The following is a 14,616-nucleotide window of genomic DNA, read 5'->3' on the forward strand; positions in this document are numbered from 1 at the left end:
CTTATTTATGCCAACTTAATTCTGGAGATAAATTCCTCTTTCAAAATCAAATAATATAGCCTATCTACATATTGTCCATCCATATAAAAGAAATCTCGTAATGTTCCTTCATAAATGAATCCACATTTTTTAATGACGTTCCGAGAAGGAATATTTATTGATTTACAACAATCTAAATATGCTCTAAGGTATTTTTAGCAATTGATAAATAGTAATAGAGGGTTTATAATTGTATAATATGGTGATATATTCAAATTTATTACTGTAAAAAAATTCAGGAAGTGACTTTATGATAAATACAATAGAAGACAATAAATTATTACAATCGTTTTATAACTTAATGCCATATTTCCAGCATTATTTTGAGGATGAATTAGTATTTACAATATCCAATACTGAAAAGTTCCTTTTAGTACAAGATTGTAAAAATCTAAAAATGTCATCAAAAACAGGGGATGCAATACCAGTTGGTTGTGCAGCAGATATATGCTTAAAAGAGAAAAAACCAATATCAGTTATAGTACCTAAAAATGTTTTTGGAGTTCCATTAAAGACAATGGCAGTTCCGGTATTTGAAAATGATAAAATATCAGGAACAATGATAATAGGCATGAGTTTGAGTAAAAAAGAAAAAATGTCAAATTTATCAAATACATTATCAGATTCATTATCACAAATAAGTACTAATTTATTTGATATGACATCAGGAATTCAAAAAATAGCTGAAACAAATTCAGGTATTCAAAAATTCATTGAAATAACAAAGGATAATTCTAAAAAAACTGATGAAGTATTAAGTTTTATAGAAGGTATTGCTAAACAAACGAATTTGTTAGGATTAAATGCTGCAATAGAATCTGCTAGAGCAGGAGAATTTGGAAAAGGGTTTAGTGTAGTATCAAATGAAATTAGAAAACTTTCACAATCAACTAAAGAATCTGCGAAGCAAATTAATAGCATGTTAAATACTATTCAAGATTCAATAAATGAAATTTATTTGAGATTTAATGATTCGAATTTAATATTAGATAATCAATCATCTGGACTCGAAGAAATTACTGCTACAGTACAAGAACTTAATTCTACTGCTACAATTTTAAATGAATTTGCTTCAAAAATGTAGAAAGGGGGCTCTAAAATGAAAATAACTACTTTAATAGAAAATACTCAAGATGAGAATCAAAAGTTAAACTATGAACATGGTATTTCTATGTTTATTGAAACTGAAAAGTGTAATATTCTTTTCGATACAGGAAAAACAGGAAATTTTATTGAAAATGCTGAAAAGTTAAATATAGATCTTAAAAGTATAGATGTTATAATTTTAAGTCATGCTCATTATGATCATTGTGGTGGTGTAAGAAGATTACTTGAAACTTACAATATAACTCCTCAAATTATAGTGAGTGAACATTTCTTTCAAAATTCCAACAAATTTCATTATTCTGACGGCAGTCTTAAATCGGATTTTTCAAAGGAAACGGGATATACATATGTGGGAATAGATTTTAATAAAGAATATTTACAAAGTAAAGGAATTTCTATAAATTTCGTACAAGCTGACACTCTAGAAGTAAGTGACGATGTTTTTGTATTTTCTAATTTTAACAAATATTATGATTTTGAAAAATTAAATAAAAATATGAAACTTAAAATTGATAATGATTATAAAATTGATACTTTTAACGATGAAATTGCTGTAGGACTTAAGACTAAAGATGGAATAGTGGTTTTACTTGGCTGTGCACATCCGGGATTTTTAAATATTGTAAAGACTATTCAAGAAATAACTAAAGAAAAAATAGTAGGAATAGTTGGTGGGACACATCTTATAGAAGCTGATGAAGAAAGAGTAGATAAGTCAATTGAATGCATAAATAATTTAAATGTAAATTTATTAGGTTTATCTCATTGCACAGGAGACAAAGCTGTGAAAATGTTTCATGAGAATTGTAAGAATTCATTTATGAATATAACAGGAACAATCTTAAGGTTAGAATAATATAATAAATGTTATTCTAACATAAAGGAGAGAAGAAAAATGTATATTTTAATGTTAACATATATAAAACCACTTGAGGAAGTTGACAAAGAGATAAGTTCTCACATAGAATATTTAGAGAAATTTTATTCATTACAAAAATTTATTTTCTCAGGTAGAAGAAACCCAAGGATAGGTGGAACAATTATTTGCAATGCAAAAAATAAAACTGAAGTTGAATCAATAATAGGAGAAGATCCGTTTTTCATTAAAAAAATTGCAGAATATGAAATAATTGAATTCCTACCTACAAAATGTGCTGATGGATTAGAACGTTTTCTTTAAAAACATTTCACATAATAAGGCTACATTACTTTTAAAAAAATTAAAATGAATATAGTCTTATGTAGTGATTCGATATTGCTTTTGAAAACAAATTAATTTAGTACCTTTTATCATTAAAAAGATTATTGCTTTCTTGTATTATGAAGTCAATATAAGATAAAACATCTACTCGTCTCTCAAAAATAGATTTATAGTATGACTTTGGATTACCCTTGCGTAATCTCATTGCCTCATTAATTACCTTATGCCATCTTTGAGGCACTTTCTGTAGTATATATTCACCTGCCCCTACTTTCGATGTCATATCTCGTTCTTTGAATGTGTAATATAAACGAGAAACACCTAAAACTCCCCATTCAATCATTCCTAAATCAACAAATAAGCCTATGTATTTTTCGGATAAAAACTTCTTACAGTCATCATTCCAGTTAAGCCAATAAGTATTAAGATTTTCTCTCATATCATGAATTAAGATGTCCCAGTTTACGTTAAAATCAATATTATCAATTTCTTTCCCTTTAACAGTTAAACCATATTTTTTTAGTTGAAAAGCGTCAATTGAATTTTTCTCAAATTTTTCAAGACCTTTATATACTCCACCTATGAAACAAGGGCATGATTTCTCATTTTCATACTCTAATTGAAGATCATTGCCCATTACATAAAGTCCCATTAAATCTGTTTCAGGAAATTTTTTTTTAATATTGCTATGAATTTTTTTTAGAACCTCTATATCTAATTCTGTAACTTTTCTTTTAACTACTGCTATAAAATCAATATCACTCAGCCCATAATTAAATGCACCTAATGTAATAGAACCATAGATATAATATGATTCTAAAAAATTCGGCAATTCTGATTCAAACAAATCTAAATACTCTTGCAATATTGTCTTAACGCTTTCTGGAATACTATTCATTTTACCCCAAAGTTCCATTTAGAGACCTCCAACAAATATGATTATGCTCCTTCCCTTGATATAAAAATCCCCTTCATAAACTCTGATTTATTATGAAATCTATATATCGTTTCTTTTTCATTATTAGTACAACCACTCAGTATTTTGATTTCAGAATCTTTTTTCAACAAATCCACAATACATATAATCCCATCTATTTCATGTTTTTCATCCGTTCCTCTCCATATATCAATTCCTCCGCCATCCATAGAAGTTGTATTCTTTAAATATCCATAATCAACTTCATATAACATATCAGGATATTTAGGATGCCTTGAACCCTTAGGTCTATCTATTACTATTTCAGAACCGCTTACTAAATCGTCTAACATACTCCAAAATCCTTTGTTATTATAATCCATTATTTATCCTCCACTCATTCTAATATCCATAAACTCACGATTGCTACAAAATTTCAAAAAATTGTATATCAAGTATTTTATTTTAAATGGAATGTTTTTTTATACATAAGTGAATTAAGCTCAGGATAGGTTAAATTTTCTGGTAACCCGTCAAACATCATAATTTCACATATTTCTGAAATTGGTAAACCACCTATCTCTTTTACTTCACTAAAAAATAGCCTTCCATATGATTTGTCATTAGAATTATTCATATAAAAATCACAAATTGAATAATCGCAGACTGGTATTAAGTTAAATTCCTTTGCACCAGTTTCTTCAAATAACTCTCTTTTAGCAGTATTAACAATACTTTCGCCTATCTCTCTATGCCCACCTGGAATCTCCCAAGTTTCACTCTGCTCTTCTCTAACGTAAATCCATTTCCCTTTATACACACTTGATATTACTGCACACTTAAGGCTTTCCTCATCAACCTTTCCTAACTCATAAAATTCTACTTTCATAGATTTATCCCCCACTCATTTCTATAATTGCAGTACAAAATTAAATACCAGTGTGACACAATTTATAAAAACTATTTTTAATAATCCATAGGTAATAAAATTAATAAACCGTTACTATTATTTTTTCTACTTCTACTCTATCTCGAACCAACTTACTATTCGATCTTTTTTAAACCCTAAACTCATTGCTAACTTCATAGATCTTTCATTTTCTTCTTCAATATGCACAAATGGTATTTTATTTTCATCACGAACTTTGTTAATTAAATCTATCATTACATCTCGCGCGTATCCCATCTTTCTATATTCAGGTAAAACATGCAAAAATCCTATAGCTCCATCGTCTTGTGTAATCCCCCAAGCTATTAATTTATCCATATAACGTATACATGAACTTACTCCATTTGTTATTGTCTCAATGATATATGGCATAGATATAAAATCTTTATAATTTGAATTTTCATATATAAATTTAGAATCACAAATCGCCAATTTTGATACACTATGTTTTGGTTCAGCTTTTTCTCCCCACCTTTACATCTCAAATGCAATATATTGTATTCATGTTTTGCTCTGTTTAAGAATACTATAAGATAAATACTTATATATTTTTATGGTTTTGTTGTCATAATAATTGAACGTGGATAAAATCCTAATTTCTGATAAAACGATACTGCTTCGTTCCCATATACTACTGTAAGTTCTATATCATTTATATGATTTTCACCAAACCACTCCATGGCACTACTCATTAATTTGACACCTAATCCATTTCTTCTATATTGTTCATCAACAAAAAGAACTTCTACCTTTCCGCAAATCCTTTTGATAAATGCTATGCAAAATCCTATAATATTGTTTGTTTCAGCGTCAATCAATAACTCAATTCTGTATTCTCCTAATTTTGCGTTTTTTCTATACATTTCTACACGCTCTTCAAACGTTATTCTTGGATAATCACCAGAAAAATATTCTGATTTACTGTTATGGTATTTATGAAGTTTATCTAATGATTCTCTTAAAATCTCCATTTTTTCAATAGGAATCTGTTTAGTAATAATTTTCACACTAATACCCCCTAATACCCAATTTTCAATTTACCTTCTCCTCATATAATATTTTTGAAAATTTCAAACCCCATAATATCTTTAATATAGTTTGATTTTTCTTCGGATGGTTACTAATTCTAATAGCTTAAAAGCGACATCTATTGCTATTGAAGGATTCTAACAACTTCCAATAACCCTTTGTTTATTTTTTCACATTATACCATTTTAGATTATTTATGAACGATATTAATTTATATTAAACAAATTTTAATACCTAAAACGCCATATTTTTTTTCTTGTTCCTTTGTATAAATATCATATGTTTCATCAATCATACGTTTCATTAGATAACCCTGACAACCAAATAAAGAAAAATCAAAATTACTATATAATTGCTCAAAATTCTCAAATACATATTTATCTAAAACTTTAACAGTTAATTTTTCTTCCCTATCAGGAAGTTTATAAAAGATAATTAAATCTCCAATACAAATGGTTTGTCTTTTTTCATCATTCAATCTAACTTCTATAATCTTTTGTCTGTTTTTAATCATATTGAAAGGTTCTTTAAACAGAGTCATATCATGTTCCATTTTAATTTTCCCCCTATTATATAATGTGGTCCACAACAAATTACCATGGTGACGCACCCAAATAAAGAATTCTTTTTATTCAATAAGTGGCGTCCTAATACAGCATGATAACTTCCCCTGGTTTATCCTCACTCTCTTCTACCCTTCATCATGCAATAATGCTGAAGGAATAAAAACTTCTAAGTCAACATCTTTCTCATATTTTAGAAGTAACAGGCAAATATTTGTCATAAGTTTTCTTAGAATGCTCTAAGAATATTATACTATTTTACCATAAAATAGTATAATTATAAAGATTGAGATATTAATTTTTTTGTTTAACCTAATCCACCAACTCTATCATAAAGAAAAACGCCACAACCTTATTTTTGACAGCTTCCTTTTTGAGGTGCAAAAGATTTTATTTTTAGGTTTTAAGCATATTTTTCAACCTTATAAAAATAAGAGATTCTCGATAATAATATTTTACATTTTTGGAATTTAGCGATGTGAAAATATGATATAATTTCTATAGAGTTAAGTCGGTTTCGTTAAAAACTCCGACACAAAGATTATAGATATTTACCATAGAAATATATAAATAATATAGATATTTTAGAGGAAAGGAACAGCATACATGAAAGTTAGAAGTTTGAGTATTAAAGTAAATCAATACAGGAGGGGACTAAATTGAATAATATAGTTACAGATAGATTAATTATTAGAAAGTTTAATAAAACGGATTGGAAAGATTTATATGAATACTTATCAAATGACACAGTAGTAAAATATGAGCCATATAATGTGTATACAGAAACTGAAGCTAAGAAAGAGGCTATAGATAGAGCAAAAGGTGAATTATTTTATGCTGTATGTTTAAAAGAAAGTGGTAAACTCATAGGAAACTTGTATTTAGCTAAAGGTGACTTTGACACCTGGGAAATAGGCTATGTATTTAATCTGAATTATTGGGGAAAAGGTTATGCAACAGAAAGTGCAAAGGCATTGATGAATACAGTTTTTTCACAATTAGGTGCGAGACGTATTGTGGCAATGTGTAATCCTTTGAATGTTCATTCGTGGAAACTATTAGATAGGCTTGGTATGCGGCGTGAAGGAACTCTTATTAAAAATATATATTTTAAGAAAGATATTAATGGAGATCCTTTATGGTCAGATACCTATGAGTATGGTATTTTAAAGTCCGAATGTATAATATGTAACTAATCATCATTTATAGTTATGTCGAAACATTCTTCAACTACGTCACAATTGTATAACGATATGGGAGATAATCAAATAGTCGTTATATTTCCAGGTGGAAATTATAGCACATATTAAGCATTGTCATATTATGTAGGCGTTAAGTTTGAAGTTCGAGGATACGAACATAAATGTAGATTAAAAGATTAATTGGGATATGTTGAGCTTATATAATAGAACATAATTAATATCTATTTGATATGATAGGTTAATATCATTTCATAAGAAGTATATTATTTTATTAATGAGAATAAAAAATTATGGGGGTTAGGTTATGAAAATCGTGGTACTTGCAGGCGGATTAAGTCCAGAAAGGGACGTTTCATTATCTTCTGGAAGTCAAATTGCTAATGCTCTTAGAGAAGCTGGTCACCATGTGGTGCTATTAGATGTATATGAAGGTTTAAGAACAAACGAAAGCGAATTTGAAAGTTTATTTGAAGATAACATTACTGGGAAGCCATATTATTATAATGTTAAAGGTACCGAGCCTGATTTAAATGAAATAAAGAGAAAAAGCAACAATGGGGATTCTCTTATAGGTAAAAATGTATTACCTCTTTGCCTATTTGCTGATGTTGTATTTATAGCTCTACACGGTTCAATGGGGGAAAATGGTCAAATACAGGCAACTTTTGATTCACTGGGAATTAAATATACTGGAACTGGCTATATTGGTAGCCTTCTTGCAATGGATAAGGATTTAACAAAAAAACTGTTGCACCAAGTAGGTATTCCTACAGCTAAATGGTTAACTTTTAGTAAAAATCCACTAACAACAGAATATATAGTTAAAACGATTGGTATACCGTGTGTAGTGAAACCTTGTAGTGCCGGTTCAAGTATAGGGGTATCAATTGTTCATAATATTGAGGAGCTTGAAGTTGCAATTGCTACAGCTAATAAAATTGAATCAAGTCTACTTATCGAGAAAATGATAGTAGGTAGAGAGTTTTCTGTAGGTTTATTACATGGGAAAGCATTACCTGTTATTGAAATAATACCAAAAGAAGGATTTTATGATTATAAGAATAAATATCAAGCGGGATTAACTCAAGATATATGCCCTGCAAATCTTTCAGAATACGATACAAATAGGATTAAGAGTCTAGCATTAAAAATATGTGAAACTTTACGGCTTGGGACATATTCTAGAATTGATTTTATTTTAGATGAGAGAGATGAATTTATATGTCTTGAAGCTAATACGCTTCCAGGTATGACACCTACAAGTCTAATTCCTCAAGAAGCTTTAGCTGATGGTATTTCATATATAGAATTGTGCAATATCATTGTTAATGCTAGAACAAAATAATCCATTAAACACCGTATTATTCATACTGAATTTACGGTGTTTAATATCATACTTTAAATCTTAAATAACATTAAATTTAGCATATAAAACAACATTTAAATTCAATTTATGTGGTTAAATTTTTGAGCAACAATTACAAATCTATGTTGCTTGCTTTCAACAAAGCCCTTTTGCTCAACTATTGATTGCAATTGACATAATTGATTAAAACAACTATCAACAGAGAACTTAGGGAATTCCCATTCGATAATTCTCGCATAATAAACCAATGCTCCCACATCCAAAAATCTCTGTTTTGGAAAAGACTCATCTGCTTTTAAAATAGTAAAACCTTTACTTTTTATTAAATCCAGATTATTTTTTAAATTGTGTTCATTGGCGTTAGTTTCATTAAAATCACTTATTAAAAACCTTCTTAGTTCCTTATTGTTTAATTCACCAACTTGCTGAGTAATAAACAAGCCATTCGGTTTTAACAATCGATAAACTTCGTTCATATCAAAAGACGCTTGTCTGTTTATTATGACGTCAAACATGTCATTTTCAAATGGCAAATAATTATCATTAAAAACTTGTCTAACATCAATTCCAAGTGGTGTTAGTTTCTTTTTACACAATTCAAAGTTAGGTTGATACGCCTCTGTAGCAAATGTATTGTTGTAAGGGTGCTTTAGCGTCAATAAATGTTCCCCACCACCAGTTCCCATATCCAATAAAATTGAATTGGCACTTAAATATTGGTGAACCATCTTATCATAATTCCAATGTAAGGGTTCTTCCGATTTTCTTTCACCAATATATGAAAAATTCCACCCTTCAAATATCTTTTTCTCTTCTGACAACCAGTACTCTTTTAACTTCATATATTCCATAACATAAACCCCTTTTCATAATTAATTTTGATGAAAAGCAGTGCAGTTATCTGATGCCAAATTTAACTATCTCGGTACAATCTGCTATCAGATTATGTTAACTGCACCAAGTATTTAATTAGCTTTATTCTTTTCATAAGAGTCACCACCTTCCCACGTCATGTGTTTCTGTAAAACCATCTAAAAATTTTCTTTTAACTTTTTTAATGAAGATTCTACATCATCAAAGAATAAAAATTTTTCATCATTATAGACATTATCTCTTGCTAAAAGTTCAATAATTTCATTATTAGCCTTTGAATAATTAATTTCATCTAATGCGATTCCATAAAATTTCTTAAGCATAAAAAACTCCTGTTCTTCATTTTCTACTAATAGTATTTTATTAATATGAACAGAAGCTTTTTCCATAGCATCATCTAACTGTTTATATGAATAATTAAACTGTGAATTTCCAATAATACTATGAAAATTATTTTAGCATATTTTCTGCAAACCCCTCTTTCGTATACCCTTTATTAAATACCATTTTCATGCATGGCTTATTTTCAAATGATATCAATAGCCAACCATTATGTAGTAGGGTATCTCTTAATTATTCAATATTGATTTCATTATCTATTTCCAACAAAATATCGACTGTTGGCTTAGCAATCAAACCTTCAACCGAAGTACTTCCTATATGATTAATCCGGCTAATATCTTTTCTATCAATACGACTTAAAAGTTTTTGTTTTTCAGTTTCATACCACTCTTTATAATCTGTATTATGTTTTTTTAATATTATCGGGAATAACTCCCACAATTCTTTCAGCGCCATTTCTGACAATTCTTTTCCCATTTATACATACCTGGTTAATTAAATCTAAACAAATCTGAACATGTCAGATTATTTATAATCTAAGCACCTTATCCTTTCAAATAAATTTTTGTTTAGTTGTAAGAAAATAGATGCGAGCTTTTCACAGGTTTTTCGCTCAGCTCCTAGATTCCGAAGAACCATCAGCAATGCCAACGTGCCTTTAGTTTTCATAAAGCTAAAGTTCAGCAGCATTGGGGCAGTTAACCCAGCATAGTAGGTTGCATAAGCCTTTCTCAACGTGTACTTATGCAATATTCTATTTTAAGTTATTACTTGTATTAAGCAAGTATCATATCTCTTATATCTTTACGATTCTTAATAACAAATCCTGGGTAACAATCCTTTTGAAGTATCATTTTGAATCTCGCAGAAACATTAAACCAATTACTCCATTCGTTAGAATAAGTCGTATTAGTATAAGTTAATTTTCCATCTTTAATGATTGGTATTGGCTTAAAGAAACCCTTATATAGCTTCGGGACTTTTTCTTTAAATCCATAACTTCGCCTTGCTATAACCATAGCCGCTCCGTTATGAACATCCATTCCATACTGGTGACAATATTTATATAAACCAATCTTACTTGTATATTGTGGTTTAACTTTAATAAATTCAACACCATTTTTATAACAAGCTGATTCAAGCATAGTTAGTATTAATCTATAACAAAACTGTGATGTTTTTCTTGCAATTTTTGAATGAACATCCTTATCATTAATAAACTTTAAATCCTCTACAGCAATGCCACATCCGTAAGTTTTTGATGCCCAAACTACTGATTTAGCTAGTTCCCCGCATAGATTTACTCTGCGGGTACTACTTGCGGTTAAAAGTTCTGTATTTTTTAAATAATAATGCCATTTATAATTGCCTTTGTTATCTATCATAGTTAATGCTAAACCATCTGGATTAGTATCAATTCCGATAATGAAATTATGGCAATTATTAGTAACTTCAGTTTTTTCTAGTTCAAAAGTAACATGTGCATATATCTTTCCATCTCTAAGAAGTAGTTCAACTTGATATGGATTTTCATTTACTACTTGCATAAGTAGTTTATTTTTATAGTTAAATCCATTTATCTTGCCAGTTTTTTTAGATAATTTTTGTGGAATGTATATTGGCGTTAATATTTTTTTGTAAGTTATTTTTGATTTTGTAACGCTACCGTCAGATTTTAACCTAGTTTCTTTTGTGGTTGATTCAAGTGTTGTTATTTCAAGATAAATATTTGTATCTTTAATAACAATTCTAAGATTAGGATTACCTTTCTTAGTTTTATCACCACGAGAAACAAATTGATTATTTCTACGTAATTGATAGTCTTCCTTAGATATTGTACCCTTGCAACGGTTGTAGAAATTTTCTTTGCCTCCAAATATAACTGAAGGTAACGTATTATTTGTTTTGTGAGTTAAATAAGTACAAAGTTTTCTAAGCCTTTTATCTAATTTAGTTATTAGACCATGTCTTTGTTCTAACTTAACTCCTTTATCAAATTTCTTAAGAAGTTTTTCTACTTTGCCTTCATATTCTGTTATTCTTAAATTTAATAGCTGTACCTGGGAAATCATTGTTTGTCTAGCTTGTTCCACAGCATCTTTAGATTGCCTTGAATTTAAACCGTAGTTTTCAGAAACAATTTTACTCAATTCATGGATTTTAAAACCTTCTGTAAATCTATTTTCTTCAAGACGCTTATAAGCAAAATGCTTAGCTTTGCAAAAATGATTCATCATGTCACTTATTAAGTCAAAGTCTTCGTTACTTGGATTATAAAGTAGACATCTTAGAGTCGCCTTCAATTACATTCACCGCCTTTTCTATTAATTTAGGCATGGCTAGTTCATCTAAGGTTTTTTTTACTTTTCTTCGACCTCTAGCACCATATAATTTAGCAGAAAAACATGTTATTATACTTATAATATCTTTGGTCATATCCTCATTTATAGATTTACTTTTAGCATCTTCGACAAACTCCACGGTAATACCTATGTTTTTTAGCATTAAAATTAGATAATTCAAACCAAATCTAGCTAATCTATCTGGATATTCAACTATTATTTTACTTACGCTGTCCAAATTAGATAGCATTTTACTTAGCTTGGGTCTTCTATCGTTAAGACCAGAATCAACTTCGTTATAGATTTCAACAACTTCATAATCTTTATCTAAACAATATTTTTGTAATCTTTGTGTTTGTCTATCTAAATTACCACTTTCACATTGTTTTCTTGTTGAAACTCTTGAATATATATAAACCTTATTATCTATATTAACAACATTAGATACTCTTCCCAGTGCTAATGACTCAATTTCATCTAAAGAGTACCTTCTATGACCTTTTGGTGTTTTATAACTTTTAAGCACACCTTCATTGTCCCATACTCTCATAGTTTTAGGTGTTACACCTATTATTTGAGCAGCTTTTGTTATACTTACATATTCATGCATATTTACTCACCTCTAATACTATTTTACCCAATAGTATTAATTACTATACCTTTTGGTTCATATATGTCTATAAATGTACAATTATTTTATTACTGCTTATACCTCCACAATATATCAAATTTATGCATCTCCCTATTCCTCCCTTAAATATAAAGACCTCATTTTCTTAAATTTATAATTGCTTATTATATTTTTCCTTCTGTCATTTAATAAAAATAATGTATATAATAATTCATTTCTTTGCTTTAAAAATACACGATTTTGTAGTTATTGTTAACTTTCCTTTTTCTTTAATATAATCTCCTACATACTTTGTAAACTCACGCTTCTTTTCCCCCATAAGTACCGAACTCCCCTTTATAGAAGAAGCTTTATAAGCTACCACTGGTTCAGCATTATCTACTATTATTTTCCCTTCAAAAGTACCCACCTTAACTTCACTAAAATATTCTTTTAGCAACAGTTGTCCACATTCCAAATCAAACCTATTGCACATTCCATTATCATGCAATCCCATACTACAATCAAAGTTTTTTACAAGTTCATTTAATTCGGCCATAGCTTCGCCCGAGTTAGTAGTTGCATAAAACAAGCCACCTTTAACAAGAACTCTCTTTATTTCGGATATAGCTTTCGTAATATCTGGTACAAAATAAAGCATATGTCGTGCTATGACTACATCAAAACTTTCATCTTCATAAGGAATATTTTGTGCATTAATCTCCTCATATAAGAAATTACCATCTACTAAGTCCAATCTATTTTTTGTGCTACTTAGCATACCTTTAGAAAAATCTGATAAAGTTATTGTCCATTCCTCATTTATATTATGACTATTTTTACTCCACAACTCCCCCGTTCCACATCCAAGTTCCAGTATTCTGGCTTTAGTGGGGATTTTCATTTGATTAAAGCACCAGGTATTCCAATCTGTCTTATTTGTATTATAACTATGAAGATTACCCCTTAAATTAAGATTTTCATCAGTCTTATACTGCTCAATTACCTTATTTTCCATATTAGTTATCTTGATAATATCAATTAGTTTATCAACCTCTAAGAATCCATTTTCTTTTATTTGGTTCTCGGCCTTGTTAAAGACAGTTATAACTGATTCTATATGTTTTTTCTTTTCTTCTAAAGCTTTCTTTTGAATAATGATCATATTTTCTAAATTTGCTTCTGTTTCATGCAAAATCTTTCTTATCTCACTTAAAGATAGACCAATAAATTTTAAAGTAGTAATTTGTTGAAGTACCAAAAAATCTTTTTCGCAATAAATTCTATATCCACAGTCAGTTTTTTGTGATGGTTTCAATAATCCGATTTTATCATAATACAGTAACGTCTTTACAGTTACTCCTGCTCTTTTAGCAAACTCGCTGATTTTCAAGATATTACCTCCCTTCAACTGTATTATAAACTCTGACCTCAGAGTAGAGTCAATACAAATTTTTATTGTGGTACACTAAAAAAAATATGAACTAAGAAACTCAAATAAATACTTTATATGATTTGGGTATTCACCTTGTTTTTTTTAACAAAACATGGTTGTAAAAAGATATATTTATATAATCCTCTATATCAGAAACCATCATTTCAACCTCAAACATCTTTTCTTGCCAAATTGGGTCATATCTAATCTCATTATTCGGGTGCAAAGCAAAAAACGTTCTAATTCCAAGCATCTTTTCAATATTAATATCTAATTCACCTATCCACCCCGTAATATCATTGATATTACAATAATTTACCTGACCAAAATTAGCTACATTACTTACTCCACCATTAAGCAACCTGATTGCCTCGTCCATATTATTTTCGAAAATGACCTTGGACATGATTCTTCCAGCATGATTGTGTTTTACCATAGAAATTATTCCATTGGGTCTAAGAACTCGATAAAATTCTCTAAATTTTTCCTGTTTTGTAAGCTGTCATAGTAGAATTTTTTTAATACTTCTAGGTATTTGTCCCAATCATAATTTTCAATATTGTTGTTTACTTCCTTGAGTAATTTAATTCTTAATTTTACAAAACTATCTATATCATTAATTGTCGCCATACTTATCATTAT

At 29.1% G+C, this 14,616-nt stretch carries 19 protein-coding genes; 5 read left to right on the forward strand and 14 right to left on the reverse strand.

Annotated elements, in window-relative coordinates:
• The first annotated feature begins 289 nt into the window (after nt 1-289).
• From A7L45_RS14995 to A7L45_RS15005, 3 genes are read left to right on the forward strand one after another with little or no spacing between them, the layout of a single operon-like run.
• Nucleotides 290-1,123, forward strand: coding sequence for a methyl-accepting chemotaxis protein (locus A7L45_RS14995; RefSeq protein WP_071613545.1), 834 nt, complete (start codon nt 290-292; stop codon nt 1,121-1,123).
• A gap of 15 nt (nt 1,124-1,138) precedes the next feature.
• Nucleotides 1,139-2,002 (forward strand): MBL fold metallo-hydrolase, encoded by an 864-nt coding sequence (locus tag A7L45_RS15000; protein WP_071613546.1) that lies wholly within the window; start codon nt 1,139-1,141, stop codon nt 2,000-2,002.
• A gap of 39 nt (nt 2,003-2,041) precedes the next feature.
• Nucleotides 2,042-2,326 (forward strand): YciI family protein, encoded by a 285-nt coding sequence (locus tag A7L45_RS15005; protein WP_071613547.1) that lies wholly within the window; start codon nt 2,042-2,044, stop codon nt 2,324-2,326.
• Nucleotides 2,327-2,423: 97 nt separating this feature from the next.
• Here A7L45_RS15005 and A7L45_RS15010 read toward each other — a convergent pair whose 3' ends face one another.
• The 6 genes from A7L45_RS15010 to A7L45_RS15035 all read right to left on the reverse strand — a co-directional run bounded on the left by A7L45_RS15010 (nt 2,424) and on the right by A7L45_RS15035 (nt 5,794).
• Complete coding sequence (locus A7L45_RS15010; RefSeq protein WP_224616911.1) at nt 2,424-3,263, reverse strand: aminoglycoside adenylyltransferase domain-containing protein; 840 nt, start codon at nt 3,261-3,263, stop codon at nt 2,424-2,426.
• A gap of 23 nt (nt 3,264-3,286) precedes the next feature.
• Nucleotides 3,287-3,646: an inorganic pyrophosphatase gene (locus A7L45_RS15015; protein WP_071613548.1), complete on the reverse strand. Its 360-nt coding sequence runs from the start codon at nt 3,644-3,646 to the stop codon at nt 3,287-3,289.
• Between the two features lie 77 nt (nt 3,647-3,723).
• A complete protein-coding gene (locus tag A7L45_RS15020) occupies nt 3,724-4,152 on the reverse strand; it encodes an NUDIX hydrolase (protein ID WP_071613549.1) in 429 nt (142 codons plus the stop codon).
• A 132-nt stretch (nt 4,153-4,284) separates the two neighbouring features.
• Nucleotides 4,285-4,644 (reverse strand): GNAT family N-acetyltransferase, encoded by a 360-nt coding sequence (locus A7L45_RS15025; protein ID WP_224616909.1) that lies wholly within the window; start codon nt 4,642-4,644, stop codon nt 4,285-4,287.
• Nucleotides 4,645-4,763: 119 nt separating this feature from the next.
• A complete protein-coding gene (locus A7L45_RS15030; RefSeq protein ID WP_071613550.1) occupies nt 4,764-5,219 on the reverse strand; it encodes a GNAT family N-acetyltransferase in 456 nt (151 codons plus the stop codon).
• Nucleotides 5,220-5,452: 233 nt separating this feature from the next.
• Nucleotides 5,453-5,794 (reverse strand): ASCH domain-containing protein, encoded by a 342-nt coding sequence (locus A7L45_RS15035; RefSeq protein WP_071613551.1) that lies wholly within the window; start codon nt 5,792-5,794, stop codon nt 5,453-5,455.
• A 669-nt stretch (nt 5,795-6,463) separates the two neighbouring features.
• Between A7L45_RS15035 and A7L45_RS15040 the strand changes: the two genes are divergently transcribed.
• The gene (locus tag A7L45_RS15040; RefSeq protein ID WP_151554042.1) at nt 6,464-7,000 is read left to right on the forward strand and encodes a GNAT family N-acetyltransferase; all 537 of its coding nucleotides are present in this window, start codon (nt 6,464-6,466) and stop codon (nt 6,998-7,000) included.
• Between the two features lie 310 nt (nt 7,001-7,310).
• A complete protein-coding gene (locus A7L45_RS15045) occupies nt 7,311-8,351 on the forward strand; it encodes a D-alanine--D-alanine ligase family protein (RefSeq protein WP_071613552.1) in 1,041 nt (346 codons plus the stop codon).
• A gap of 101 nt (nt 8,352-8,452) precedes the next feature.
• Here the strand turns inward: A7L45_RS15045 and A7L45_RS15050 are convergent, their stop codons facing one another.
• From A7L45_RS15050 to A7L45_RS15085, 8 genes are all read right to left on the reverse strand, one after another.
• The gene (locus A7L45_RS15050) at nt 8,453-9,223 is read right to left on the reverse strand and encodes a class I SAM-dependent methyltransferase (protein WP_071613553.1); all 771 of its coding nucleotides are present in this window, start codon (nt 9,221-9,223) and stop codon (nt 8,453-8,455) included.
• Between the two features lie 180 nt (nt 9,224-9,403).
• Nucleotides 9,404-9,634 carry a hypothetical protein gene (locus A7L45_RS23300; protein ID WP_071613554.1) on the reverse strand — a complete coding sequence of 77 codons (231 nt, stop codon included), beginning with the start codon at nt 9,632-9,634 and terminating at the stop codon, nt 9,404-9,406.
• Between the two features lie 184 nt (nt 9,635-9,818).
• Complete coding sequence (locus A7L45_RS15060; protein WP_071613555.1) at nt 9,819-10,064, reverse strand: GrpB family protein; 246 nt, start codon at nt 10,062-10,064, stop codon at nt 9,819-9,821.
• 299 nt (nt 10,065-10,363) lie between these two features.
• Complete coding sequence (locus A7L45_RS15065) at nt 10,364-11,890, reverse strand: IS200/IS605 family accessory protein TnpB-related protein (RefSeq protein ID WP_071613556.1); 1,527 nt, start codon at nt 11,888-11,890, stop codon at nt 10,364-10,366.
• Nucleotides 11,859-12,539 (reverse strand): IS607 family transposase, encoded by a 681-nt coding sequence (locus A7L45_RS15070; protein ID WP_071613557.1) that lies wholly within the window; start codon nt 12,537-12,539, stop codon nt 11,859-11,861. Before A7L45_RS15070 ends, A7L45_RS15065 begins: the two co-directional genes overlap by 32 nt.
• Before the next feature lie 232 nt (nt 12,540-12,771).
• Nucleotides 12,772-13,932 carry a MerR family transcriptional regulator gene (locus A7L45_RS15075; RefSeq protein ID WP_071613558.1) on the reverse strand — a complete coding sequence of 387 codons (1,161 nt, stop codon included), beginning with the start codon at nt 13,930-13,932 and terminating at the stop codon, nt 12,772-12,774.
• Nucleotides 13,933-14,062: 130 nt separating this feature from the next.
• A complete protein-coding gene (locus tag A7L45_RS15080; RefSeq protein ID WP_187350198.1) occupies nt 14,063-14,410 on the reverse strand; it encodes a hypothetical protein in 348 nt (115 codons plus the stop codon).
• A 5-nt stretch (nt 14,411-14,415) separates the two neighbouring features.
• Nucleotides 14,416-14,613, reverse strand: coding sequence for a hypothetical protein (locus A7L45_RS15085; RefSeq protein WP_071613560.1), 198 nt, complete (start codon nt 14,611-14,613; stop codon nt 14,416-14,418).
• Between the last annotated feature and the right edge of the window lie 3 nt (nt 14,614-14,616).

It is taken from the genome of Clostridium estertheticum subsp. estertheticum (assembly GCF_001877035.1).
Classification (GTDB): domain Bacteria; phylum Bacillota; class Clostridia; order Clostridiales; family Clostridiaceae; genus Clostridium_AD; species Clostridium_AD estertheticum.

Bases quoted from the DNA above. Each gene is read 5' to 3' on its own strand.
- A7L45_RS15060 (WP_071613555.1), bottom strand. From the start codon at position 10,064: ATGGGAAAAGAATTGTCAGAAATGGCGCTGAAAGAATTGTGGGAGTTA.
- A7L45_RS15045 (WP_071613552.1), top strand. From the start codon at position 7,311: ATGAAAATCGTGGTACTTGCAGGCGGATTAAGTCCAGAAAGGGACGTT.
- A7L45_RS15080 (WP_187350198.1), bottom strand. From the start codon at position 14,410: ATGGTAAAACACAATCATGCTGGAAGAATCATGTCCAAGGTCATTTTC.
- A7L45_RS14995 (WP_071613545.1), top strand. From the start codon at position 290: ATGATAAATACAATAGAAGACAATAAATTATTACAATCGTTTTATAAC.
- A7L45_RS15070 (WP_071613557.1), bottom strand. From the start codon at position 12,539: ATGCATGAATATGTAAGTATAACAAAAGCTGCTCAAATAATAGGTGTA.
- A7L45_RS15000 (WP_071613546.1), top strand. From the start codon at position 1,139: ATGAAAATAACTACTTTAATAGAAAATACTCAAGATGAGAATCAAAAG.
- A7L45_RS15020 (WP_071613549.1), bottom strand. From the start codon at position 4,152: ATGAAAGTAGAATTTTATGAGTTAGGAAAGGTTGATGAGGAAAGCCTT.
- A7L45_RS15015 (WP_071613548.1), bottom strand. From the start codon at position 3,646: ATGGATTATAATAACAAAGGATTTTGGAGTATGTTAGACGATTTAGTA.
- A7L45_RS15035 (WP_071613551.1), bottom strand. From the start codon at position 5,794: ATGGAACATGATATGACTCTGTTTAAAGAACCTTTCAATATGATTAAA.
- A7L45_RS15085 (WP_071613560.1), bottom strand. From the start codon at position 14,613: ATGATAAGTATGGCGACAATTAATGATATAGATAGTTTTGTAAAATTA.
- A7L45_RS15005 (WP_071613547.1), top strand. From the start codon at position 2,042: ATGTATATTTTAATGTTAACATATATAAAACCACTTGAGGAAGTTGAC.
- A7L45_RS15010 (WP_224616911.1), bottom strand. From the start codon at position 3,263: ATGGAACTTTGGGGTAAAATGAATAGTATTCCAGAAAGCGTTAAGACA.
- A7L45_RS23300 (WP_071613554.1), bottom strand. From the start codon at position 9,634: ATGGAAAAAGCTTCTGTTCATATTAATAAAATACTATTAGTAGAAAAT.
- A7L45_RS15050 (WP_071613553.1), bottom strand. From the start codon at position 9,223: ATGGAATATATGAAGTTAAAAGAGTACTGGTTGTCAGAAGAGAAAAAG.